Genomic DNA, 26,837 nt, shown 5'->3' on the forward strand with positions numbered 1-26,837 from the left:
GGAAGGAATGATATCGGAAAAAATCAATATCTCACTGGATCATCCCATCATGAAGGGCCATATGGTCTTTGGTGAAGCGGTATTGCCCGGTCTTGCTTATATCGATTTGATTTATCAGGTTTTTCAGGAACACGGTTATGTATACAATGAGCTCGAATTGAAGCACGTTACGATTTATCAGCCTTTAACCGTCAGTGAAACGGCTGCAATCATTCTGACCATTCAATGTTCTGATAGCGGAGATGGAAAGTGGCTCATCTCCCTTTCAGGGCAGAAACAGCAAGGTGACGAGCTGTCAGACAATATACAATATGCGACAGCTGAAATGGTGAAAAGAGACGCTGTGACATTTGACGAAACCATTGATTTCGGCGATGTGAAGCAGTCAGGCAGATCTCTGAATCTTGATGACATGTATAACCGCTGCCTGGATCATGACTTGGTTCATTCCGGCATGATGAAATCGAACGGACGATTGTACGAAACAGAAGGCGGCATGCTGGCTGAGCTTTCTTGCGAAGAAGGAAAAGATTTCTTTTTATTCCATCCGGCCCTTTTGGATGCGAGCGGAATCGGGGCGAGCGGTTTGCTTTCTGAAACAAACCGGCTTCATCTGCCTTTATATTATGAATCGTTCACGGCCGCCGACAGGCTGCAATCTGAGTGCACGGCGCGTATCGCCGCTTCCGGCGTCCGTCAGGAAAAAGAACTCACAACGATGACGATCGAGTACTTCAGCCGATCCGGACAAAAGGTGGCGGAGCTTAAAAACATTACGGGAAAAGCGGTTCGGTTCGAAGAAGACGAGAATACAGCCGAACAGAATCAACAGGCTGCAACTGAGCCGGAAAGCACAGATGAAAAAGACATCATTCTGTTTTTAAAGAAGCTTTTGGCTGATAAGCTTGGGCAGCCTTGGGAGACGCTGGACGTTCTTGCAGGCTACTATGAGCTTGGGCTGGATTCATCTTCTTTGCTTGAGATTGTACAGGATATCAGTAAAAAGACGGGTGCGGACCTCGCGCCCACTCTTCTCTTTGAATATACAAATATAAAAGAACTCGCAGCCTATCTGAAAAAGACCGTTTCATTTGAATGTGCGGAACGTGCAGCCGAACCATCACGGTCTGAAGCTGAAGCGCCGGACGCGCCAGAACATCATAAAAACACCGGAGACATCGCGATTATCGGAATGGCCGGCCGCTATCCGAAAGCGAAAAGTGTGGCGGAGTTTTGGGAAAACCTGAAGGCAGGCACGGATTGCATCACTGAAGTTCCGAAGTCCCGATGGGATTGGAAAACATATCAAAACGTAACGTCCCCGTCTGGAAAAACAGTATCAAAATGGGGCGGTTTCATTGACGATGCCGACTGCTTCGATCCCCAGTTTTTCAGAATCTCACCGCGTGAGGCGGAAACGATGGACCCGCAGGAGCGCCTGTTTTTAGAAACATGCTGGGAAACGATTGAAGATGCAGGGTATACGCCTGAAACGCTGGGAAATAAAGGGGAGAAACAGCATCCGATCGGCGTATTTGCAGGGGTGATGCATAAAGATTATTCCTTAATCGGCGCAGAACAATTATCTGAAACTGATCCTTTTCCGGTTTCACTGAATTATGCGCAGATCGCCAACAGAGTGTCCTATTATTGTGACTTCCACGGGCCGAGCATCGCGGTGGATACCGTTTGTTCCTCATCATTGACCGCCGTCCATCTGGCCATCGAAAGCATCCGCCGCGGCGAATGTGAGGCCGCGCTTGCGGGAGGGGTGAACTTGTCGCTGCACCCGGCGAAATATCTCAGCTACGGAAGCGTGGGCATGCACTCAAGTGACGGCCGCTGCCGTACATTCGGCGAGGGCGGGGACGGCTACGTTTCCGGAGAAGGAGTCGGTGCGGTATTGCTGAAGCCGCTGGAAAAAGCCGAACAAGACGGCGACCGCATTTACGCGGTCATTAAAGGAAGCGCCGTTAACCACGTCGGGAAAGTAAGCGGAATTACCGTCCCGAATCCTGCTGCACAGGCAGAAGTCATTAAGGCCTGTCTGAAAAAAGCAGGTATCAGCCCGCGGACCGTCAGTTATGTGGAAGCCCATGGCACAGGTACTTCGTTAGGAGACCCGATTGAAATTGAAGGTCTGTCAAAAGCGTTCAGCCAAGGGACGCAGGATCAGCAATTTTGTTCCATCGGTTCGGTCAAATCAAATATCGGCCACGCAGAATCAGCGGCGGGGATCAGCGGGTTAACAAAAGCGGCGCTACAGCTTCATCACAAAACGCTTGTCAAATCACTGCATTCTGCGGAATTAAATCCTCACCTGAAATTTGAGGAATCTCCTTTTTACGTACAGCAGCAGACTGCTCCGTGGAAGCAGCCGTCAGCTGAAGAAAACGGTAAAGTCACACATTATCCGCGCAGGGCCGGGCTCAGTTCCTTCGGTGCATCAGGTTCGAATGCCCATATCATTTTAGAAGAATACATTCAGCCTGAACAAAAAGCGCTTGCACCTGAAAACGAGGCAGCAAAACTCATCCCGCTGTCAGCAAGAAATAAAGACAGGCTTCTGGCCTATGCGGAAAAACTAGCCCGATCGCTTTCAGAAAAGACGGTGCTGTCTGAACTGGCTTATACTCTTCAGACAGGACGTGAAGCAATGGAGGAGAGAGCTGTCTTCCTTGTAAATGACATCCGCGACTTGAAAGAAAAGCTGAATGATTTCGTAAAAGGAAACGAAAACATCCCCGGTTTATGGCGCGGACAAGCTGAGCTGCCGGAGATGAGCGAAGCCGCTCCCGAGACGGACGATCCGAAACGGCTTGCCGCGTTATGGGCAGAAGGGAAAATAATAGATTGGAATAAGCTGTACGCTTCGGGTAAACCGCGTAAAACAAGCGTTCCGACTTATCCGTTTGCAAAAGAACGCTATTGGATTCCGCAGCAGAAAAAACAGGAGAAAAGCCTGTCAGGCACAGTACTGCATCCGCTTTTACAAGAAAATACGTCAGATTTTTCGCAGCAGCGCTTCACGTCTCTTTTTACGGGAGATGAATTTTTCCTATCTGACCATGTCGTCAACGGACAAAAAATATTGCCGGGCGTCGCCTATTTGGAAATGGCCGCAGAGGCGGTCAAAAAGGCTGCTGCCGTGACGGAAAAAGACCATAGCGTCACACTCAGACAGGTTGTTTGGGTCCGGCCGGTCATGATTGAAGACAAACCGAAGGAAATACATATTGCCCTTTACCCAGAAGATAATGGTGAGATTACCTATGAAATATACAGTGAGGCAGAAAACGGCGAAGATCCGGTTATTCACAGCCAGGGTGAAGCGGTCATTACCGAACCGGGCAGCGCCCAGATAGATATCGAGTCTGTCAAAGCTTCCTGCAATTTAGGAATCGTGACTGCGGAAGAATGTTACGGTGCTTTTGAGAAGATCGGTCTGGATTACGGAGAGGCATACAGGGGGGTACAGCAATTGCTGCTCGGAGAAGACCGATTATTGGCCCGTATTTCACTCCCTGCTGCCGTACATGACAAAAAAGAACAGTATACGCTTCACCCGAGTATGATGGACGCCGCTTTTCACGCATCCGTCGGTCTGCTTGTCCGATCGATACATGATGATGCAGACAGCCACGAGCTTTCTTTGCCGTTTGCGATGCAGGAAGTGGAAGTGTTCGGACCGTGCCCTGAACATATCTGGTCATATATCCGGTACACAGAAGGCAGCAAAGCAGATGACAACGTAAGAAAATTTGACATTGATATGTGCGATGATGCCGGTACGGTTTATGTCCGGATGAAAGGCGCGTCCGTCCGGGCGCTTGACACAAGCCAAACAGCGGGCGGAGAAACCTCGGAGGCGCCTGTCGGCCATACGATGCTGATTCCGGCTTGGGAGCCTGTTGCGCTTGAAAAAGCCGGGGAAGCAGCGGCGGATAAGCAGACGGCAGTATTCGGCGGAACGGATTCGAGACATACGCGCATAAAAGAACATCTGCCGAATGCTTCCTATTATCCGATCAGAGGTACGGATGATATCACATCTCTTACGCACATGCTTGAAGGACAAAAAGAACTGGAGCAAATCATTTGGCTTGCTCCGCAGGCTGAGAGTGCGGACAGCCTCAAGGAACAGGAAAGAAACGTTCTTCATGTGTTCAAGCTGATGAAAGCATTACTTGCCTTAGGGTACGGAGAAAAACGTTTGGACTGGTGCATCGTCACAGCAAATGCCCAGCCGTTTTCGGATCAAGACAGCGCCGACCCGTCACAAGCGGCAGTCAGCGGACTTGCCGGAACAATGGCGAAAGAATATCCGCATTGGCATATCCGCATGATTGACACAGAAACGGACGGCAGCTGGCCGATCGAAGAGGCGCTCAGTCTTTCTGCCGGGAAAAACGGTCAAATTTGGGCGTACCGCAATCAGCAGCTGTTTGAGCGGCAACTGATACCGCTTGACAATATGCCGAAAAACGGCACGCTGTACCAAACAGGCGGGGTTTATGCCGTGATCGGAGGCGCGGGGTATCTTGGCGAGGCATGGAGTGAATACATGATCCGCCGCTACAAAGCACGCATCATTTGGATCGGAAGAAGCACACTGAATGATTCCATACAGGCGAAACTCGACCGGCTCAGCGCATTCGGCCCGGCGCCTGAATATGTTTCCGCCGATGCCGCCGACAGTGCTTCCTTAGAGCGGGCTTATCAGTTCATAAAAGAGCGCCACACAAAAATGAACGGAATCATCCACTCGGCAATGGATCTGTCTGAGCAAAGCTTAAATAATATGAAGACAGAAGAGTTCAAATCGGTGCTGCGGGCAAAAGCCGATGTAAGTGTGTCCATGGCGGAGGTATTTGGACGGGAGCCGCTTGACTTTGCGCTCTTTTTCTCCTCGCTTGTGGCATTTATTCATAACGTGAAACAAAGCCATTATGCCGCGGGATGCGCTTTCAGTGACGCATTTGCGAAAGAACTTGATCAGACATGGAATTGTCCGGTCAAAGTGATGAATTGGGGCTATTGGGGCAACAGCGAAGCGGCTGAAGACGGTGATTTTATTCAGCTGATGGATCAGATCGGATTGGGATTGATCGAACCGGACGCTGCAATGGAGGCGCTTGAAACCCTTATGACGCTGCCGGTTGATCAGGCGGCTTTCATTCATACGACAAAACCGGTCGCAGTCGAAGGGATGAGTGAAAGAGAAAAAATTTCCGTTTATCCGCCTCAGCCGCTTGTCTTTTCACAACAGCCGAAGGTCGCTCCGCCCGGCGCACGTCTTGTTAGAGAGGCTGAACATCAGGAGCTCGATGATTATCTGTATCAGCTGTTGATCGCCCAGCTTAAAGAAGCAGACTTGCTGACGCCGCAAAGCCTTAAAGCGTATGAGCCCGAACATGAATACTTTAAAAAATGGCTCAATCAAACGATCGCTTTCCTTCTGGAACATGGCTATCTGGAAGGGAATGCGGATTCATATAAACTGTCGGCGCGAGCCGAAAACACAACCGCCTCGCTATGGCAAAAATGGGAGCAGGAAAAAGAGGAATGGCTCAACAACGCCGATACAAAAGCGATGACTGTTTTAGCCGAGACGATGCTTAAAGCACTGCCGGACATTCTGCGCGAAGACGTGCCGGCGACAGACATCATGTTCCCGCACTCTTCAATGGAACTTGTTGAAGGAATTTATAAGCGCAATCAAGTCGCGGATTACTTTAACAGCGCCCTGTCAGATACATTAACGGCTTATGTGAAAGAAAACATCAGCAAACATTCAAAAGCCGAGATCCGTATCCTGGAAATCGGAGCGGGCACAGGCGGCACAAGCGCAGGCATATTTGAAAAGCTTAGGCCGTATCAAAACCATATAAAAGAATACTGTTACACCGATGTATCAAAAGCTTTTCTCGTGCATGCGGAGACGGAATACGGCAAACGGAATCCTTATCTGACGTATAAGCTTTTTAACGCAGAAGCGCCGCTTGCCGGCCAGGACATAGAGCCGGGCGCATTCGATATCGTCGTTGCGGCCAATGTGCTCCACGCGACGAAAGACATCCGCCAGACGCTGAGAAACGCCAAAGCCGTTTTAAAAGACAACGGTTTGCTGCTCTTAAATGAAATGGCGGGAAACAGCCTGTTCCCGCATATTACTTTCGGACTGCTTGAAGGCTGGTGGCTGCATGAAGATTCTGCCCTTCGTATTCCGGGGTGCCCGGGCTTGTATCCGGAAAGCTGGAAGCGCGTGTTAGAAAGTGAAGGCTGGCATTCTGTCTTTTTCCCGGCAGAAGCGGCACATGAATTAAGCCATCAGATTATAGCGGCAAAAAGCAACGGCATTGTTCGCCAAAAAACGCTTAAAGCAGGGGCCGGAAAACGGACCTCTCCGCCAAAAGCAGCACATGCGCCGGAACTTCAGGCGCAAACAACGGTGCAAAAAGGCGACACGTCTTTAACAGAAAAAAGCACCGAGTACTTGAAAACGTTAATCGGAGAAACATTAAAAATTCCGCCGGCTCAAATTGATCCGAAAGCGCCGCTTGAAAAATACGGAATTGATTCTATCGTCGTCGTACAGCTGACAAACGCGTTACGAAATGTATTGGACCAAGTCAGCAGCACTTTATTTTTTGAATATCAGACGATTGAGGCGCTCGTCGCTCACTTAATCAAAACGAAAAAAGACGCGATGATCAAACTGACGGGACAAACGCCTGTTCAGGAAGAACGGAAGGCATCACCAAAACCTCAGGCTGTACAGCCTGCTAAGCCGCTTCACACTGACTGGCGGCGGAGGGAAAAACGGGCAGCCAAAGAGACCGTCCGGCAAAGTTCGGTTCGCGACGTGGCCATCATCGGTGTTTCAGGACGCTACCCGCAGGCAAAAACAGCGGCTGAGCTTTGGGCTAATATTAAAAAAGGAAAAAACTGCATAGAAGAAATCCCGCGGGAACGCTGGAACTGGCAGGATTACTACGATGAAGAGAAAGGTAAAGAAGGCTCTATTTATACGAAATGGGGCGGCTTCATTGAGGATATGGACAAGTTTGATCCGCTGTTCTTTCAGATTTCTCCTTTGGAAGCGGAGCGAATGGACCCGCAGGAGCGATTATTTTTAGAAACGGCGTATGCGAGTATCGAGGATGCCGGCTATACGCCTGACAACCTGTGCCAGAGCAGAAAAATCGGTGTTTTTGCCGGCGCGATGAACAAAAACTACCCGACAGGCTACGGCTATTGGTCCATTGCCAACAGGGTATCTTACCTTTTTGATTTCCAAGGGCCGAGCATTGCCGTTGATACAGCCTGCTCCTCTTCTTTGACGGCCATTCATCTGGCGCTTGAGAGCATATACAGCGGTTCAAGCGAATGTGCGATTGCCGGGGGCGTAAACATAGTGACCGACCCGATCCATTATATGAATCTGTCAGTCATGAACATGCTTTCCGCAGGCGACACGTGCAAATCGTTCGGAGACCGCGCGGATGGTTTTGTCGACGGAGAAGGGGTAGGAGCGGTCGTATTAAAGCCGTTGGACCGAGCGATTGCCGACAACGATCACATTTACGGTGTGATTAAAGGAAGCACCATTAACAGCGGAGGCAAAACGAACGGATACACCGTTCCGAATCCGAATGCGCAGGCCGCCTTAATAAAAGAAGCTTTCGAAAGGGCAAACGTCCCGGCGCGCACCGTCAGTTATATTGAAGCCCACGGTACGGGGACCGCATTAGGAGATCCGATTGAAATCGCCGGATTAACGAAAGCATTTGAAGAGGATACAACAGACAAACAGTTTTGCGCCATCGGCTCCGCAAAATCAAATATCGGCCATTGTGAAAGCGCCGCGGGCATTGCGGGTCTGACAAAAATACTATTCCAGCTCAAAGACCGCCAAATTGCGCCGTCCCTGCACGCGGAACAGCTGAATCCGAATATTGATTTCGCGTATACGCCGTTTGCCGTTCAGCAGGAGCTCGGTGAGTGGAAACGTCCCGTCATCGGCGGCCAAGAGCTTCCGAGAAGGGCGGGGTTAAGCAGCTTCGGCGCGGGAGGAGCAAACGCCCACCTCGTCATAGAAGAATATACGGCAGACAAAGAACCTGATGAGACGCCGGCAGATCAGCCCGCCATCATCGTCCTGTCCGCGAAAAACAGCGAACGGCTCACTGAAAAAGCAAAACAGCTCAGAGACGCCATCCGTGAAAAAAGATACAGCGGCAGCGACCTTATGAGCATAGCCTTTACTCTTCAGACGGGCCGGGTGCCGATGGAAGAGCGTCTTGGTTTTATCGTCCATTCACTTCATGAACTTGAGGAAAAACTGAATGGGTTTACCGCCGGACAAAACAGCGCCGGACTGCACCGTGACGGCACGGAAGAAAACAAACGGATGCTTGCCGTATTTTCGGCGGATGATGATCTGGAAACAATCATAGACGCTTGGATCAGCAAACGGAAATATTCTAAGCTGCTTGAGCTTTGGGTAAAAGGATTGGACATCGATTGGGCGAAATTATACGGAGACCGTCCTCCGGCCCGCATCAGCCTGCCTGCTTATCCGTTTGCGAAAGAACGCTTCTGGCATCAGCAGCCTGTACAAAGCAAGGCCGCGCCCGTTAAGGCGCCGGCTGATGAAAGTGATCCGGCGGAACAGTTTGAAGTGATGGCTTTTAGAGAAGTTCTTAAAGAACAGGCTCTGCCGGCTGCCGGAGAAAAGCAAGTCAAAACGGTGATTTCTTTCTTATCTGATCAGAAGAAGCAGCAGGAAGCCGTCTCTGTGATCAAATCGTATGACAGTGGCATTGGCGTTATTTTTATCGCTCAGGGAGACCGGTATGAGGCTCTGTCCGCCGGCCGCTGCCAAGTGGTGCGGGAAGATCCGCAATCATATGTGAACGCTTTTGCGGATATTCAAAAAGAGTACGGTGAAGCTTCTGCCATTTTGTATTTATGGGCGCTTGAAGATAAAAGCTGCATCGAAGATTATTCATGTATCGTCCATATTCTCAAAGCAATGGCTGAGACCGGTCTGCAGCCGGAAAGGCTGTTATTGGCGGGGGAATATGCATCCGGTCTGGAAAAGTGCTACTTGGAATCATGGATCGGCTTTGAGCGTTCGCTCGGCATTGTTCTCCCGAAAACAAGTGTTACCGGCCACTTCAGAAAAGCCGGTGCGGCCATAACGGACTGGATGAGGACCATTTGGGACGAGCTGAAAGCTGAAACAGACCAAACCGTTTTCTTGGAAGAGGGAAAACGATATGTCTATCACACCGAACCAACCGGACTAACGAAAGAAAACAGCAGGATCAGAACCGGCGGAACATATCTCATTACAGGCGGATTAGGAGGGCTCGGCTACTTATTTGCCCGCCATCTCGCCCGGAACTACCAGGCAAATGTCATTCTCACGGGGCGGTCGCCGATCAATGAGGAAAAGAAAGAAAAAATGAAAGACCTGGAAAATCTCGGCGCGGGTGTTCTTTACGCCGAAGCCGATGTTTGTGATCCGATCGGAATGGGCGACTGCATCAAGCGCGCGAAAGAACGATTCGGAGCCATTCACGGCGTCATTCATGCGGCGGGCATCGAAAGCAGAACATCCGTCTTTGAAAATGAAATCGGGAATTTCCGCAGTACGCTTGAACCGAAAATAAACGGAAGCCTGCTTCTTGACGAGTGGCTGAAAAACGAAACGCCTGATTTCATCTGCTACTTTTCATCCACATCGGCTGTTTTAGGAGATTTCGGCTGCTGTGATTATGCGGTCGCGAACAGGTTCCAAATGGCGTATGCCAACTATAAAAACGAACAATCAGAAAGCGGAAACGCTTTTGTCATCAACTGGCCGGTCTGGAAAAACGGCGGAATGGCCGTCGGCGGTGAAGAGACGACGGGCATGTACCTGAAATCAAGCGGCCAGCGCCTGTTAGAAACAGATGAAGGCATTGAGCTTTTTGAGCGCATCATTTCTCAAGATAACACCCAGTGCCTTGTCATTGCCGGCGAAAGAAGCCGTGCCGAACGATTTTTAGGCATACGGCGGGACGATTCATCAAAACCGGATGCGCTTTTGGAAACCGTGAGCCGCCGCATCCCGGAAGAAAGCACGGAAAAACGGCTCGAAGCGGATTTGAAAGAGCTGATACACAGTCTGCTGAAAATATCCAAAGATAAACTCGTCCTGCATAAAAACTGGGCGGAATTCGGATTTGATTCCATCTATTTAGCCAAATTTGCCGCTCTTTTGACGAGTCATTACGGCATTGAAGTCACTCCGGCGTTATTTTACAGCTATGCCACGCTCGGAGACGTCATCAGCTATTACTTGACAGAACATAAAGAAACGATCGAAACGTTTTACCGAACGGAAGAAACCGAAACAGAAGCCGCCGCTCCGGAAAGCAAGGAGTATACGGATCAGGAGATCATCGCCATGATGAAACAGGTCTCTGAGGGGACATTAGATTTTAAAAGAGTGCAAGACATCATAGAAGGGAGTAAGACCTATGAATCATAAAGAACTTCTCGATGCCTACAGATCAGGAACGCTCACCATCGCTGAAGTAGAACAAAAGCTTCAGGCTTTCAAGCGGACAACTGCAAAACGTCCGCTTTCTGAAGGCCAGAAAGGTTTGTGGATGCTTCAGAAAATGTTTCCGGAGATGAGCGCATATAACATTCCGTTATGCTTTCGTTTTCAAAAGCTGGATATCGAGACATTCAAAAACGCCCTTTTGTCCGTGCAGCGCCAGCACCCTATTTTGACCAGTGTGATAAAAGAGGAAAACGGCCTTCCGTATCAGATAGAAGATACGGATCGGCATTTTCCGATTGAAGAAATGGATCTTTCTGAATTAAGCGGGCGTGATGCGCTTACGTTTATTAAAGAAAAAGCAAAAGAACCGTTCTCGCTTGAAACCGGGCCGCTCCTGCGTGTTCAAGTATTCCGGCGGGCGAAGCGGGAGCCGATTGTGTTAATCACCATTCACCATATCATTTTTGACGGCGTCTCTCTTATGACGTTTATGTCGGCGCTGCTGGACGCTTATGTAAAAGCAAGCGAAGGCAAAGAACCTGTCATGCTTCAGCAGGCCGCAGATTATCATGACTTTGTGAAATGGGAAAAAGAGCTGCTGGAAAGCGCAGCGGGAAAAACGCATCTCTCTTATTGGAAAAAGCAGCTGGAAGGACCGCTGCCGGTGCTTGAGCTTCCGTCGGATTACCCGAGATCATCGGTCCAAACGTGCAGGGGGCAGGCGTATCAGCGCTTGCTTCCTGATGAACTGAACCGGCAGATTAAAGTTTGCGCCCAAAAACATAATGTCAATGAATCCGTTGTGTATCTCGCTATTTTCAAAGGACTGCTCTATCAATATACGAATCAGGAAGATGTCATCGTCGGCATGCCGACGATGGGGCGTTCTGAGGCTCAATTTGAGTCTGTCATCGGATACTTCATTAATATGATCGCGGTCAGAAGCAGGGAGACGGGCGCCAAATCTTTTACGTCGTTTTTGAAGGAGCTGCAGCTGACACTGGCAGAAGGGCTGGACCATGCCGCGTATCCGTTTCCCGCGCTTGTAAAAGAATTGAAGACGGAACGCTCGCCTGCGGTGTCGCCTGTTTTTCAAACCGCGTTTTTCTATCAAAACTTCTTCCGGACAGAAGGAGCGGAAAAGCTGGCGGAACTATATCAATCACTCGGCATTGAAATGATAGAAGACATTCATCAGGAAGGCGAATTTGAGCTTGCGCTTGAAGTCTATAAAAAAGAAACGGGAACCGTCCTGCAATTTCTGTACAACCCGGATGTCTACAGCCCTTCTTTCATCGAACGAATGGCGGAGCATTATATGAAACTGGCAGAAAAGGTGCTTTCTGATCCGGAGATCGCTTTTGAAGCCTGTTCCGGCCTGCTCAATCAAAAACGGGATGAAAGCCGTTCATCCCATCAGCCGAATGAGCGCTGCATTCATGAAGTGTTTGCGGAAAAAGCCGGACGCCACCCTGACAGAGAAGCCGTCACATTCGGTGAAAACAGTCTTACATATCGCGAATTAGATGAACGAAGCACGGCGCTCGCTGTGTACCTGCAAGAAAAGGGCGTCACACCGGAATGCCCGGTCGGCATTTGTACGGAGCGTTCTTTTGAGATGGTCATCGGCATCCTCGCCATTTTAAAAGCGGGAGGCGCGTATGTACCGCTGGACCCGGCTTTTCCAAACGAACGGATGGCCCACGTGTTGACTGACAGCGGCGTGTCAATCGTATTAACGCAGGAAAAGACGCGCGGCATGATTGAACAGTTGGCCATCGGCGGTGTGAGCACGGTGGAAATTGAAAACAGCGGACGTTCTGTCAGCGGGGCTAAACTGACGCCGCGTTCAAAACCGCATCATCTCGCTTATATTCTATATACGTCCGGAAGCACGGGAAAACCGAAAGGCGTCATGGTTGAGCACAGAGCCATCATGAATACGCTGCAGTTTTTGGAAGCTGAGTATCCGGTCGCACAAGAGGATGCCTATCTGTTAAAAACGAATTACGTATTTGACGTTTCGATTTCTGAATTATTCGGCTGGTTTATCGGAAACGGACGGCTTGTCATTTTGCCGCCTGGTGCAGAAAAAAATCCGCAGCTTTGCATGGAATATATCCAAACCCACCAGGTCACGCATCTGAATTTTGCGCCCGCCGTGTTTAATGTATTTCTGGAAACGGTAAAGCGGCATACGGCATTTACAGAAGACGGCCCTGTGAAATATGTGATGGTGGCCGGAGAGGCGTTTCCGAAAGATTTAGTTAAAAAGTCAGTTTCCATCTTCAAACATGCGAGAATTGAAAACATATACGGCCCGACGGAAACATCCATTTATGCCGCTTACTACAGCTGCGGCCAAAAGGAAATCACAAGCAGGAATACGCCGATCGGGAAACCGATTCACAATACGCGGCTTTATATCGTTGATGAAAAGCTCAGCCCCGTCCCTGACGGTGTGGCCGGGGAGCTTTGCGTGGCCGGCGCCGGTCTGGCCAGAGGCTATTACAATCAGCCTGAGCTGACGGCGGCATCATTTATTGATAATCCGTTTAGTGAAGGAGAAAAACTTTACAAGACAGGTGATTTGGCCAGATGGCTGCCTGACGGAAATATAGAATATGCCGGCCGGATTGACAGTCAGGTGAAAATTCGCGGCTTCCGCATCGAATTGGGAGCGATTGAAACGAAATTGAGCGAACATCCGGACATTCTTGATCAGGCGGTTGTGGTTCAGGAAAAGAACGGACATAAAAAGCTGATTGCTTATTATACGGCCCGCTCCGGTCATACGGCAGACGAAAAAGCGCTCCGCAACCATCTTTTATCGAGTCTGCCGGATTATATGGCGCCTGCCCATTTTATCCGCCTGGATGCACTGCCGTTAACACCGAGCGGAAAAGTGAACCGCAAAGACCTAAAACAGCGCAAGGTAATCGTTCACCGGTCTGAAAAGACGGGCAGACTGCCGTTATCAGAAGCGGAAGCGAAAGTGACCGCAATATGGGAAGACCTGCTGAATACGGCGGGCATCAAAATCGAAGACGGCTTTTTCGATGTGGGAGGCGACTCGCTTCTGGCTGTTGCGGCGGCAGAACGCATTAAACAGGAGCTGGAATGCGATTTTACCGTCACGGATTTATTCGAACACTCTACCATTCAGGCGATCAGCCGATTTATTGTTGAAACAAAACAGGCGGCTGAATCAGTGGCGCCCGGCCAAGATGAGAGAGAAAGAGAACAAACACCGCAAAACGGGGTGCCGTCTTACTTTGATGACAGTGTGGCAATAGTGGGGATTTCCTGCCAGTTCCCCGGCGCGAAAAATCATCATGAGTTTTGGAAGCAGTTAAGAGAAGGAAAGGAAAGCGTCCGGTTCTACTCGGAAGAAGAACTTCGGGAAGCCGGCGTGCCTGAAGATTTGATCGAAAATCCCGACTATGTGCCGGCATTATCGACGATAGAAGGAAAAGATCTCTTTGACCCTGAGTTCTTTCACATTTCTCCGAAAGACGCAGAATTTATGGATCCTCAGCTTCGGCTTCTGCTGCTTCATTCTTGGAAAGCCGTCGAGGACGCGGGATATGTATCGAAAGAGATTCCGAAGACAAGCGTTTATATGTCGGCAAGCAATAATTCGTATCGGTCGCTTTTGCCGGAAAAAACGACAGAAAGCCATGAATCTCCCGACGGCTATGTGTCATGGGTGTTAGCGCAGAGCGGCACGATTCCGACGATGGTTTCCCATAAGCTCGGATTAAAAGGACCAAGCTATTTCGTTCATTCCAATTGCTCATCATCATTAGTCGGTCTTTATTCAGCCTACAAAAGCATAACGAGCGGAGAATCGGAATACGCGCTCGTCGGCGGAGCAACTCTGCATGCAGCGACCGGCATCGGCTATGTGCACCAAAACGGATTGAATTTTTCAAGCGACGGGCATGTCAAAGCATTTGACGCTTCAGCCGACGGTATGGCGGGCGGAGAAGGAGCTGCCGTCATTCTGCTGAAAAAGGCGTCACAAGCCGTTCAGGACGGAGATCACATATACGCCATGCTCAGAGGCATCGGTCTGAACAATGACGGAGCGGATAAAGTCGGTTTTTACGCACCGAGTGTAAAAGGTCAGACTGACGTCATCCAGCATGTTTTAGACAGCACGAATATTCACCCGGAGACGATTTCCTATATCGAAGCGCACGGCACTGGAACGACATTGGGTGATCCGATTGAAATGTCCGCGTTGCAGCAAGTGTATAAACGTTACACGGACCGGGAGCAGTATTGCGGGATCGGCTCCGTAAAAACGAATATCGGACATTTGGATACAGCAGCAGGTCTGGCCGGGTGCATCAAAGTCGCCATGAGTTTATATCATCGGGAGCTGGCGCCTACCATTAATTACACGTCACCGAATCCGAATATCAAATTCAGCGGTTCGCCGTTTTATGTGGCGGATAAGAGAAAACCGCTGCCGGAGAGAGAGACGCCGCACCGCGCAGCGTTAAGCTCATTCGGACTCGGAGGAACAAACGCACACGCCATTTTTGAACAGTATGAAAACAAAACGATCAGCGGATCAAATGACGGACAGCCGCCTTATATCGTTCCGCTGTCAGCGAGAAATAAGCAGCGTCTTACTGCCTATGCATCTTGTTTATCCGGCTTTCTGGATGAAGCCGAAAACGATGTTTCCTTGCATGATCTGGCATTTACGTATCAGACCGGACGTGAAGCGATGGAAGAGAGAGCCGTTTTTATCAGTCATGATCGTCACGATTTGAAGCGTCAGCTGCAGGATTTCATCAACGGCAATGACCAAAACATCTTACGGGGCGAAAAAGTGAGAAGCAGAGAAGTGTCAGCTCAGGAGATGGAAGAGCTTGCAGCATGTCAGACACGGGATGAAAAGCTGAAAGCACTCGCGGCGCTCTGGGTTGAAGGAGCGCGTGTCGATTGGGGCTTATTGTATCCGGATTCCGCGCCGCAAAGAATCAGTGCGCCGACCTACCCGTTCGCAGAAGAGCGCTTCTGGCCGGAAGAAACGGTGAAGCAAACGGATACCAAACTTTTGCATCCGCTGGTACATCAGAATACATCCGTCTTGCAGGAGCAGCGGTTCAGTTCGGAATTCACGGGAAAAGAGTATTTTATTGCCGAGCATATCATTAAAGGAATGGCGATCGTGCCGGCTGCCGTTACCCTTGAGATGGCACGGGCCGCGGCGGAGAAAAGCATCGGCGGGGCAACAGAGGAATCTCTGGGCCTGCGCTTAAAGAATATTGTATGGGTCCGTCCGGTGATAGCCGATCAGGAGGCTGTCCGTGTCCATATCGGACTTTATGAAGAAGAGGACGGACAGATTCAATACAGAATGTACGGGGGTAACGATTCTATCGGTGAAGAAGCTCCTCTTTATAATCAGGGCATCGCTGAAATCATCCGGAAGGAACCGGAGGAAGCGGCGGATATTGAGCAGCTGAAGCGCCGATGCACGCAGGGAACAATCGAATCTCAAGCGTTTTACAAAGGAATGATTGGTGCTGATTACGGGCCGGGTTACAAAGGGGTGCAGCTTGTATACAAAGGCGAAGACCGGCTGCTTGCTAAATTGAAGCTTCCTGAATCCGTCTCTCATACAAAAGCTGATTATATCCTTCATCCGAGTATGATGGACGGTGCGCTTCAGGCCGCCGAATATTTGCAAAACGTGACGAGAGCGCTGCTTGCAGAAAGCGGGGAACCATTCAAAGCCGCATTGCCGTTTGCTTTAGAGGAGCTGGACGTTCTGAATCCGTGCGCTGATGATATGTGGGTGCACGTCACATTCAGTGCGAACAATAAAGCCGGCGATCCTATCCAAAAAGCCGATATTGATTTATATGACAATAACGGCGGGCTTTGTGTGCGGATGAGAGGTTTCTCAACACGGATCATGGAAGAAAACGCGGGTGCCGGCGTTTCGGTCAGCCGTACGGACACATTGCTCGCTGAACCGATCTGGAAAGAGCAGCCGGAACCGGCGGACCACGAGCCAACGTATGAAGAGCATATTATTTTCCTTTGTGAGTACGATGAAGCCGTAAAACAGGCCGTGGAAGCAAAGCTTGAACATGCAAGCGTCATTATCTTGGACGATCGTCCCGCATCTATTGCAGAGCGGTATCATTCTTATGCGGGCCAGCTGTTTGACCATATCAAAACCATAATGAAAAGCAAGCCGAAGGGCCGCGTTCTTTTTCAGGCTGTTACGCAGTCAGCAGGCTTACAGCAGGTGTTCTCAGGCATTACCGGCCTCTTCAAAACCGCATGCCTTGAACATTCCAAGCTGATCTGTCAAATGATCGAAGCCGAGGAGAAAGAAAGTGCTGAAGGCATAGCGGAAAAAGCGTCCGAAAACCGTATGCATGCCGAAAGCGTCCATGTGAAATATGAAAACGGCAAGCGCTTTGCCGCTGATTGGGAAGAGATGGATATTTCTCAAGCGGAGCCGGATATTCCGTGGAAAGACGAAGGCGTTTATCTCATTACAGGAGGTGCGGGAGGTTTAGGTCTGATCTTTGCAAAAGAGATCGCAAACTGTACAAAAGATGCCGTCATCATACTAACCGGCCGGTCCGCTCTCAGAGAAAAGCAGAAAGACATGCTGGAAACAGTACGTGCTGCCGGCGCTTCTGTTTTCTACGAGCAGACCGATGTCACGGACGAAGCAGAAGTATACCGATTGATCCGCAATATCCGCAAACGGCATGGCAGGCTGGACGGGATTGTTCACAGTGCCGGCATTATAAAAGACAACTACATGGTGAAGAAGACGGCAGAGGAATTCCAACACGTTCTCGCTCCGAAAGTGAAGGGTCTTGTGTATCTTGATGAAGCGTCACAACATGAGAAATTAGATGTCTTTATTGTCTTTTCATCCTTATCAGGTGTGCTTGGAAGCGTCGGCCAGGCTGATTATGCGTCTGCAAATGTCTTTATGGAGATGTATGCCGAGTACCGCCGTTCTTTACAAGCCGCAGGACAAAGATACGGAAAGACGCTTTCTGTCAGCTGGCCGTTATGGAAAGAAGGCGGAATGCAGGCAGGAAAGCAGACGGAAGATATGCTGATGCAGGAGGCGGGAATCGCACCGCTCGGCACAGATGCCGGCATCAAGGCTTTATATCAAGGCTTGATGAGCGGGACAGCCCGGATGACGGTTCTTGAAGGAGATGTGAAACACATGAAAGCAAAACTGTTCCGCAAAGAGAATGATCATCCGGAAGCAGAGACCGGCGTACGTCATGACATTGATGCTGACAGCCTGCTTGAAAAAGTGAAGCATCTGTTAAAACAGCAGACGGCCTCACTGTTAAAAGTAAACATTGACAAAATTGATCCTCATGAAGAAATGACAAAATACGGGCTGGATTCCATCTCGATGACTGAGTTTACGAACCAGTTAAACAAAACGTACCGGCTTACGTTAACGCCGACGATTTTCTTTGATCATCCGACAATCCATGAATTTGCCGTTCATTTAATCAGTGAATACGAAGAGGAATTTGCCGGACGGTTTGCGGTAAATACAAAAACGGTTCAATCGGCAAGACCGGTAAAAGAGACTCAAATCACGCGCCCGGCCGTTAAGCGACGACGCACTCTGCCTGAGACACTTCCGCAGACAGTGCAGCGGGGCCAAGGGCCGGAACCGATCGCAATCGTAGGCATCAGCGGGATTTTCCCGATGGCAGAAGACATTGAAGCTTTCTGGCAGAACCTGAAAGAAGGCAAAGACTGCATGACCGAGATTCCGAAAGACCGCTGGGACTGGCGGGACTATTACGGGGATCCCGCAAAAGAAGCCAATAAAACAAACGTCAACCAAGGCGGGTTTATTGACGGAATTGCTGAATTTGATCCGTTATTTTTCGGGATTTCACCCCGGGAAGCGGAGCAAATGGACCCTCAGCAGCGCCTCTTGCTGACGTACGCGTGGAAAGCGATCGAAGATGCCGGGTATGCGTCAAAGAGTCTCTCAGGCACAAAAACAGGTGTGTTTATCGGGACCGGAAATACCGGCTACGGTTCTCTTTTAGCCAATACCGATGCGGCGATTGAAGGGTCATCCGCGGCGAATACAAGTCCGTCTGTCGGACCGAATCGTGTCAGCTATACGCTCAATCTGCACGGGCCGAGCGAACCGATTGATACCGCCTGCTCAAGCTCGCTCGTTGCCATACACCATGCCGTTTCTTCAATTGAAGAAGGAACGTGCGACATGGCTTTGGCGGGAGGAATCAATACGATTGTTCTTCCGGATGTGTATATCAGTTTTGACAAAGCGGGCGCGCTGAGTAAAGAAGGAAGATGCAAAACGTTCTCTGATCGGGCTGACGGTTTTGCCCATGGTGAAGGAGCCGGTCTCTTTTTCCTCAAAAAGCTGAAAGCCGCTGAGGCGGATGGGGACCATATTTACGGCGTTATTAAAGGAAGCGCGGTGAATCACGGCGGCCGCGCGGCATCTTTAACAACGCCTAACCCGAAACAACAGGCGGAAGTCATTAAAGCCGCATACAAAAAAGCGGGCATTGATCCGAAAACAGTCTCTTATATCGAAGCGCACGGCACCGGAACAGAACTGGGAGATCCTGTTGAAATTAACGGCCTGAAACAAGCGTTCAGCTCGTTTGCAGACGGAAAAGAGAAAGCGGCCGGCTATTGCGGTTTAGGGTCGGTTAAAACGAATATCGGCCATTTATCCCTTGCCGCAGGAGCAGCGGGCATTATTAAAATTTTGCTGCAGATGAAGCATCGGACATTAGTAAAAAGTCTCCACTGTGAGACGGTAAATCCGTACATTCAGCTTGAAGACAGCCCGTTTTATCTGGTGCGGGAGACGATGGAATGGAAGACGCGGACGGACGAACGCGGAAACGAACAGCCTCGCCGCGCGGGCATCAGCTCATTCGGCATCGGAGGCGTAAATGCCCACGTCGTCATCGAAGAATACATCCCAGAAGACAGAGAGGAAGCAGATGATTTTCATATCGACCCATGTCTTTTCGTTCTGTCCGCCAAAAATGAAAAACGCCTGAAAGAGCAGGCAAAACAGCTGAAACGTGCGCTTACTGAAAAACGGTACGATCAATCCTCCCTCGTTTCTATGGCATATACCCTCCAAATCGGAAGGGACGCCATGGAAGAACGTCTGGCGGTTATTGCCGGATCTGCAGAAGAACTGCAGGAAAAACTGTCACAGTTTATCACTGGAGATAAGCATGCTGATTTGTACAGAGGAAGAATAGACAAAGGCACGCTGCAAATGCTGACGGAAGATGAAGAAATTCAAGAAGCCGTTGAAAAATGGATGGCACGCGGCAAATACGCGAAGCTGCTTGAATTATGGGTCAAAGGGCTGAACGTCGATTGGGCGAAGCTGTATGGAGACCGGCCGCCTAAACGCATGAGCCTGCCGTCGTATCCTTTTGCAAAAGACCGCTATTGGGCGGCAAAAAGCACCGGAAAACACGAAAAAACAAGCACTGTATCTGCCGGAAAACAAGACGCGCTTCATCCGCTTCTGCACAGAAATACTTCAAACCTTGCAGAACAGCGGTTCAGTTCAATCTATACAGGAAAAGAATTTTACCTTGCGGACCATGTTGTAAAAGGCGTGCCGATTTTACCGGGAGTGGCACATCTTGAAATGGCGCGCGCAGCAATGGAACAGGCATCTGAAGTTCCGGCCGGACAAGGAAGCGTCAAGCTTAAGAATACGGTTTGGGTGCGGCCGATCACCATTGAAGACGAGCCGGTTCATGTCAACATCCGTCTCATTCCTGAAACGGCAAATGACGTTCAATTCGACATTTACAGCGGCCGGGAAACAGATCAGCCGTCCGTTTACAGCCAAGGGGCAGTATCAGTCCGCCCTGACGCCGAGGCACCGGTCATTGATCTCCAAAAGCTGAGATCACAATCCGCCGAGACACCGTTTTCTGCAGATGAAGTGTACGATATGTACCGCAAAATCGGTTTTGATTACGGCCCGGCTTTCCGGGGTGTCAAAGCGATTTATACAGGTGATGATTTCGTATTGGGCAGACTGTCACTTGATGCGGCTTGTGCGGACACGGTACAGGAGTATGTCATGCATCCGGGCTTAATGGACTCTGCATTGCAGGCATCAAGCATATTAACCGGAACAAATGATGAAAAACTGATGCTTCCGTTTGCGGTTCAGGAGCTTGAAGTATTCAGCGCATGCGCTGCCGAGATGTGGGTTTACGCCAGACTTTCTGAAGACCACAAAGCCGGCCAGATTGAAAAACGCGATCTTGATATTTGTGATGAAAACGGCAAGGTGTGCGTAAGGCTGAAAGGTTTGTCATTCAGAATGGCTGAAAAAGAACCTGAGAAAAAAGAAAAAGCTCCGGGAACGCTCATGCTTGAGCCGGTATGGACCCGAAGCGATGAAACTGCTACTCAAACGGAACCGGTTTTTGCCCGGCATATCGTGTTGCTTTGTGACACAGACGCCGGATTGAAACAAGCCGTTGAAGCCGCGGGAGCTGAATGTATTGAAATGACCTCCCGGCACGGGAAAGCGGCGGCGCGCTTCCGTGATTATACAGGACGGATATTGGAGACGCTGCAAAAACTGCTGAAGGAAGAGACGGATGGAGACGTCCTCATCCAGACGGTTCTCTCTAAAACAGATAAGCATCAGCTGCTCTCAGGCATTTCAGCTTTGTTAAAAACAGCCGGCCTGGAACATAAAAAACTGAAAACCCAGCTGATTGAAATAGAACCGGCGGAAAACGGCAGAATCACAGACATCATCAGAGAAAATAAAACACGGGCTGATGACAGCCATATCAAATATGAAAACGGCATCCGGTACAGCGCAGATGTCAAAGAAACGGCCGTGTCCGGCGGCAAAATACGCATTCCGTGGAACGACGGAGGCATTTATCTCATTACCGGAGGAGCCGGGGGCTTAGGCTTTATTTTCGCGAAAGAAATCGCCCGCAAAGTCAAAGAGCCGACACTGGTTTTGACAGGCCGTTCCGCATTAAGCGAGAATCAGCGGATGCAGCTGCAATCGCTTGAATCACTCGGAGCAAAAGCGGAATACAAGCAGGCTGACGTAACAAACGCTCAAACTGCGGCAGACCTGGTCAAAACAATTGAGACGGAATATGGCGGCCTTCACGGCATCATTCATAGCGCGGGTGTGATGAAAGATCAATATATCGCAAAGAAAACAACCGAAGAGTTTTACAGTGTATTGGCTCCTAAAACGGACGGATTTGTCAACCTTGATGAAGCAACCGAGCATTTAGCGCTGGACTTTTTCATCGTTTTCTCATCCATTTCCGGCGTCACCGGGAATGCGGGACAGGCGGATTATGCGGCGGCAAACGCATTTATGGACAGCTATGCGGCATACCGCAACGCACTGGTTACCGCAATGTACCGCCACGGTCACACATTGTCGGTCAATTGGCCGCTTTGGAAAAACGGCGGAATGCAAGTCAATGAAGAAATGGCGAAGCTCACCGAAAAAAGAACCGGCGTAACGCCGATGCGCACTGAGACCGGAATAGAAGCTCTTTACAAAGCATGGAGCATGGGGAAAACAAGCGTGCTCGTCATGGAAGGAAACGGCGCCGTAATGCGGGAAAAGCTGCTTCAAAAGACTCCTGCAGCAGCTTTTGCACCGGTTAAGAAAACAGATGAAACGCCTGCGCCGAAAGACCTGACGGCAAAACTTCAGGAATTGCTGGCAAAAGAGGTTTCCGGGCTTCTGAAAATAAACATTGAAGAAATCGATATCGAATTGGAGTTCAATCAATACGGATTTGATTCCATTACGCTGACGGAATTCGCCAACAAGCTGAATGACACTTATCAGCTTGATCTGACACCGACCGTATTTTTTGAATATGCGACGATTCAAGCCTTGGCGCATCATTTAGCAGAAGACTATCAAACACAATTTGCCGGCAGCACACAGCCGAAAGAAGAAAAACAAAGCAGCGTAACTGATGATGGCGGCATCAGACTGGCAGGGAACAAACGATTTGCAAAAACTGCCGTACAGCCTGTTCAGACTGCGGCTGAACATAAACCGGAACCGATCGCTATTGTCGGCATGAGCGGAGTGTTTCCGAAGGCCGCAAATATTGATGAGTATTGGCGCAACTTAGAAGAAGGAAAAGACTGTATAACAGAGGTGCCGGCGAATCGCTGGGACTGGCGTGAGTATTACGGTGACCCGCTTAATGAAGCCAACAAAACAAATGTAAAGTGGGGCGGATTTATTGACGGAGTTGCGGATTTTGATCCGCTGTTCTTCGGAATTTCACCGCTGGAAGCCGAACAGATGGATCCCCAGCAGCGCTTGTTAATGATGTATGCGTGGAAGGCGATAGAAGATGCGGGATATTCCGCTAAAAGCCTTTCCGGCACGAAAACAGGCCTGTATATCGGCACGGGGAATACCGGATACGGCTCACTGTTTTCCGACCTGGATATCGGCGGTGCGTCAGCCGCGAATATGAGTCCGTCAGCGGGGCCGAACCGCGTCAGCTATATGCTTAATCTGCACGGGCCGAGTGAACCGATCGACACGGCTTGTTCCAGCTCGCTGGTCGCGATTCATCACGCCGTATGCGCCATTGAAAACGGGAACTGCGATATGGCGATCGCCGGCGGCGTGAATACCGTCGTCACACCGCAAGGCCACATCGCTTATGACAAAGCCGGCGCTCTGAGCAAAGAAGGGAAATGTAAAACATTCTCCGACAGGGCGGACGGATTTGCCGTCAGTGAAGGTGCCGGAATTCTGTTTTTGAAAAAGCTGTCAGAAGCGGAAAAAGCGGGCGATCATATCTACGGCGTCATTAAAGGCAGCGCGGTCAATCACGGCGGACGTGCGAACTCCTTGACGACGCCGAATCCGAAAGCCCAGGCGGAAGTCGTCAGAACGGCTTATGACAAAGCAGGCATTGATCCGAGAACCGTCACTTATATAGAAGCGCACGGAACCGGAACGGAGCTTGGCGATCCGGTCGAAATCAACGGCCTGAAATCCGCCTTTCAAAAGCTGTACGAAAAAACAGGCGATCCCGCCGTTTACGCGAGTCACTGCGGTCTGGGATCGGCTAAAACCAATATCGGCCACCTGTCACTGGCAGCAGGTGTCGCGGGTGTGATCAAAGTGCTGATGCAGATGAAGCATAAAACACTTGCAAAAAGCCTCCACAGCGAGGTCATCAACCCGTATATCAAGCTGAAAGACAGTCCGTTTTACATCGTACAGGAAAAAAGAGAATGGACGGCATTGAAAGACGAAAACGGCAATCTTCTGCCGCGCCGTGCGGGAATCAGTTCTTTCGGCATCGGCGGCGTAAACGCCCATGTCGTCATTGAAGAATATATCCCGAAGGAAGAAAGAAAAACAGCTGTTTTCACACACCCTCAAATCTTTGTGCTGTCGGCCAAAGAAGAAGAACGTCTGCAGGAACAGGCGCAGCAGCTGGCGCAAGCTTCTTTTACGGATGCGGATCTTGCCGATGTTGCTTACACGCTTCAGCAGGGGCGTGATGCCATGGAAGAAAGAGCGGCCATTATCGCTTCCTCGGCTGAAGAACTGCGGGACAAGCTAAAGAGCTGTGCGAAAGGACGTTATGATATAGCGGGCATTTATAAAGGAAAAGCGGGTAAAACCTCCCTGAAATCCATTCTGGCAGGCGCAAACGGGGAAGCGGATATCGAAGAGCTGATAAGCCGCCGAGAGAATGACAAGCTTGCGGAATTATGGGTGCAGGGCGCGGATATCAAATGGGACGGCCTATATTCTGATATCAAGCCTCAACGGATGAGTCTTCCTGCTTACCCGTTTGCGAAAGAGCGGTACTGGATCACGGACAATCGGCCGAAAGCAGAGAAACCGCAAGCTGTGCCGACGTCGCAGGTGCTGCACCCGCTGCTTCACGAAAATGTATCAGATTTAACAGAGCAGCGGTACCGATCCGAATTTACGGGACAAGAGACGATTTTCACCGATCATCTTATTAAAGGCAAGCCGGTTATGCCGGGCGTTGCCTACTTGGAAATGGCTAGGGCGGCGGTTGCTCAGGCAGTCAAAGGGCAAAAGGAACGTCCTTCTGTCACCCGCCTGAAAAACATCGTTTGGGTTCGGCCGATCGAAGCGGGAAACCGCCCGATTGAAGCGGAAATCAGCCTGAACCCGAGGGAAAACGGTGAAATCGTGTATGACGTTTACACGGATTCACAAACAGAAGCAAGCGGCAGGCAGATACACTGTCAGGGGGCTGCCGGCATTCTCAGCGCCGGGGAGGCTCCGCACCGTGATATAGGCGCACTGAAAGCTCAATTCGGCCTCAGTATACTGACTTCTGAACAGTGTTACGGCTTATTCAGCAAAATCGGCATTGACTACGGTCCCGGACAACAAGGAATTCAGCAGATTCATATCGGAAGCAATCAAGCGTTAGCTGAGCTCCGGCTGCCTTCCTTCCTCGAAGAAACGGCAGATCAATACGTTCTTCACCCGTGTATGCTTGATTCAGCTTTGCAAGCGACAATCGGACTGAAGCTGCACGCAGATGATAACCAGCTGTCACTGCCGTTCGCCCTTGAAGAACTGGACATTTTCAGCCCGTGCACGACAAGCATGTGGGCGTATGTCAGCTCCCGGGGAACGGATGAAAAAATACAGCGTATGGACATTGACTTATGTGATGAGACAGGCCGGGTCTGTGTCAGAATTAAAGGGATTTCTTCCAGAATGATGGAAGGCCCGGCGCCGGAAACATCATTAAATGGAGCAAACCTTCTGGCTCCGGTGTGGGATCTCGCGGAATTCCGTGATCAAAGCCCGGCATATAAGACGGAAGAGGTTGTCTTTATCGCGGGGGATGAGGAAAGCGCGGCTTTTCAATTGCATCATCCTTCTGCGAAACGGCTTCATATCAACCAGGAGGATGAAATAGAGGCTGTTGCGGCTGAACTGAAAGCAACAGGGTCTTTCGGGCATATCGTATGGATCGCTCCTTTTCACAGCGCTGATGACATGGTAAAAGCTCAGGATGCGGGCGTCATTCAGATGTACAGAGTGATTAAGGCCATGCTTGCTTTAGGATATGGAGGCAAGCGAATCAGCTTGACTGCAGTCACAATAAAAACACAGTCCGTACAGCCGGCGGACATTATTGATCCGGCTCATGCAGGCATTCACGGTTTGGTCGGCTCGCTCGCAAAAGAGTATCCGAACTGGCAAACAAGGCTGATTGATGCCGGATGTCCGGAAGATGTTTCAAAGGCGGAGCTGTTCTCAGCGCCGTTTGATGAGCAAGGCAATACATGGGCGTACCGGAACAATCACTGGTACAAACAGCGCCTTATTCCTGTACAGCAGCCGGTGTCAAGCCGGCCCGCCTACCAAAAAGGCGGCGTTTATGTCGTCATCGGCGGCGCGGGGGGCATCGGCGAGGCATGGAGCGAATATGCCGTGAAAACGTATCAGGCGCGAGTCGTTTGGATCGGCAGACGAAAACATAACAGCGCCATCCAGGAAAAAATCGACAGACTCAGCCAATTCGGCCCGGCTCCGATTTATATTGAAGCTGACGCGGCAAATCCGAATGAGCTCACACGGGCGTATGAAACGATCAAACGCACGCACCCGCAAATTAACGGAATCATCCATTCCGCAATTGTTTTAGAGGATCAGAGCCTGGCAAATATGCCGGAAAGCCGTTTGAAAAGCGTGCTCGCTGCGAAAGTCAATGTCAGCGTGAATATGGCCCGCGTGTTCCGAAATGAGCCGCTGGACTTTGCTTTGTTCTTCTCATCTGTTCAATCATTTGCACGAGCGGCCGGACAAAGCAATTATGCTGCCGGATGCAGTTTCAAAGATGCCTTTGCCGCTCATTTGGCTCAAGTTCGGCCGTATTCGGCGGCAGTGATGAATTGGAGCTACTGGGGCAGTGTCGGAATCGTATCATCTGCCGACTATCAAGAACGGATGAAACAGGCGGGAGTCGGATCAATTGAAGCGCCGGAAGCAATGGCGGCGCTTGAACGATTGCTCGGCGGCCCGTTGAATCAGTTCGTCATGATGAAACAGGCGGAAGAGCCGGAGGAAAAACCGGAAGAAATGATAGAAGTATACCCTGAACATCACGGCTCGGCGATGCAAAAACTGCGAAGCTATCAGCCTAAAGTAACAAGACATGTACAACAATTGAGTTAAGGA

The 26,837-nt window shown here is 50.2% G+C and carries 2 protein-coding genes; both read left to right on the forward strand.

All coding sequences use genetic code 11. The annotated features are described in order from the left end of the window. The first annotated feature begins 7 nt into the window (after positions 1-7). Positions 8-10,543, forward strand: a complete 10,536-nt coding sequence (locus V7728_RS09470; RefSeq protein WP_099566752.1) for an SDR family NAD(P)-dependent oxidoreductase — start codon at positions 8-10, stop codon at positions 10,541-10,543. After that, on the forward strand, positions 10,533-26,834 hold the full coding sequence (locus V7728_RS09475) for a non-ribosomal peptide synthetase (RefSeq protein ID WP_099566753.1): 16,302 nt from the start codon (positions 10,533-10,535) through the stop codon (positions 26,832-26,834). The genes V7728_RS09470 and V7728_RS09475 overlap by 11 nt, the downstream gene beginning before the upstream one ends. Positions 26,835-26,837: the final 3 nt, after the last annotated feature.

The organism is Bacillus sp. JHAA (genome assembly GCF_036961585.1).
Lineage (GTDB): Bacteria > Bacillota > Bacilli > Bacillales > Bacillaceae > Bacillus > Bacillus velezensis.

What these genes read in the sequence shown, in the direction of transcription:
- V7728_RS09470 (WP_099566752.1), top strand. Translation starts at nt 8, where the DNA reads ATGATATCGGAAAAAATCAATATCTCACTGGATCATCCCATCATGAAG.
- V7728_RS09475 (WP_099566753.1), top strand. Translation starts at nt 10,533, where the DNA reads ATGAATCATAAAGAACTTCTCGATGCCTACAGATCAGGAACGCTCACC.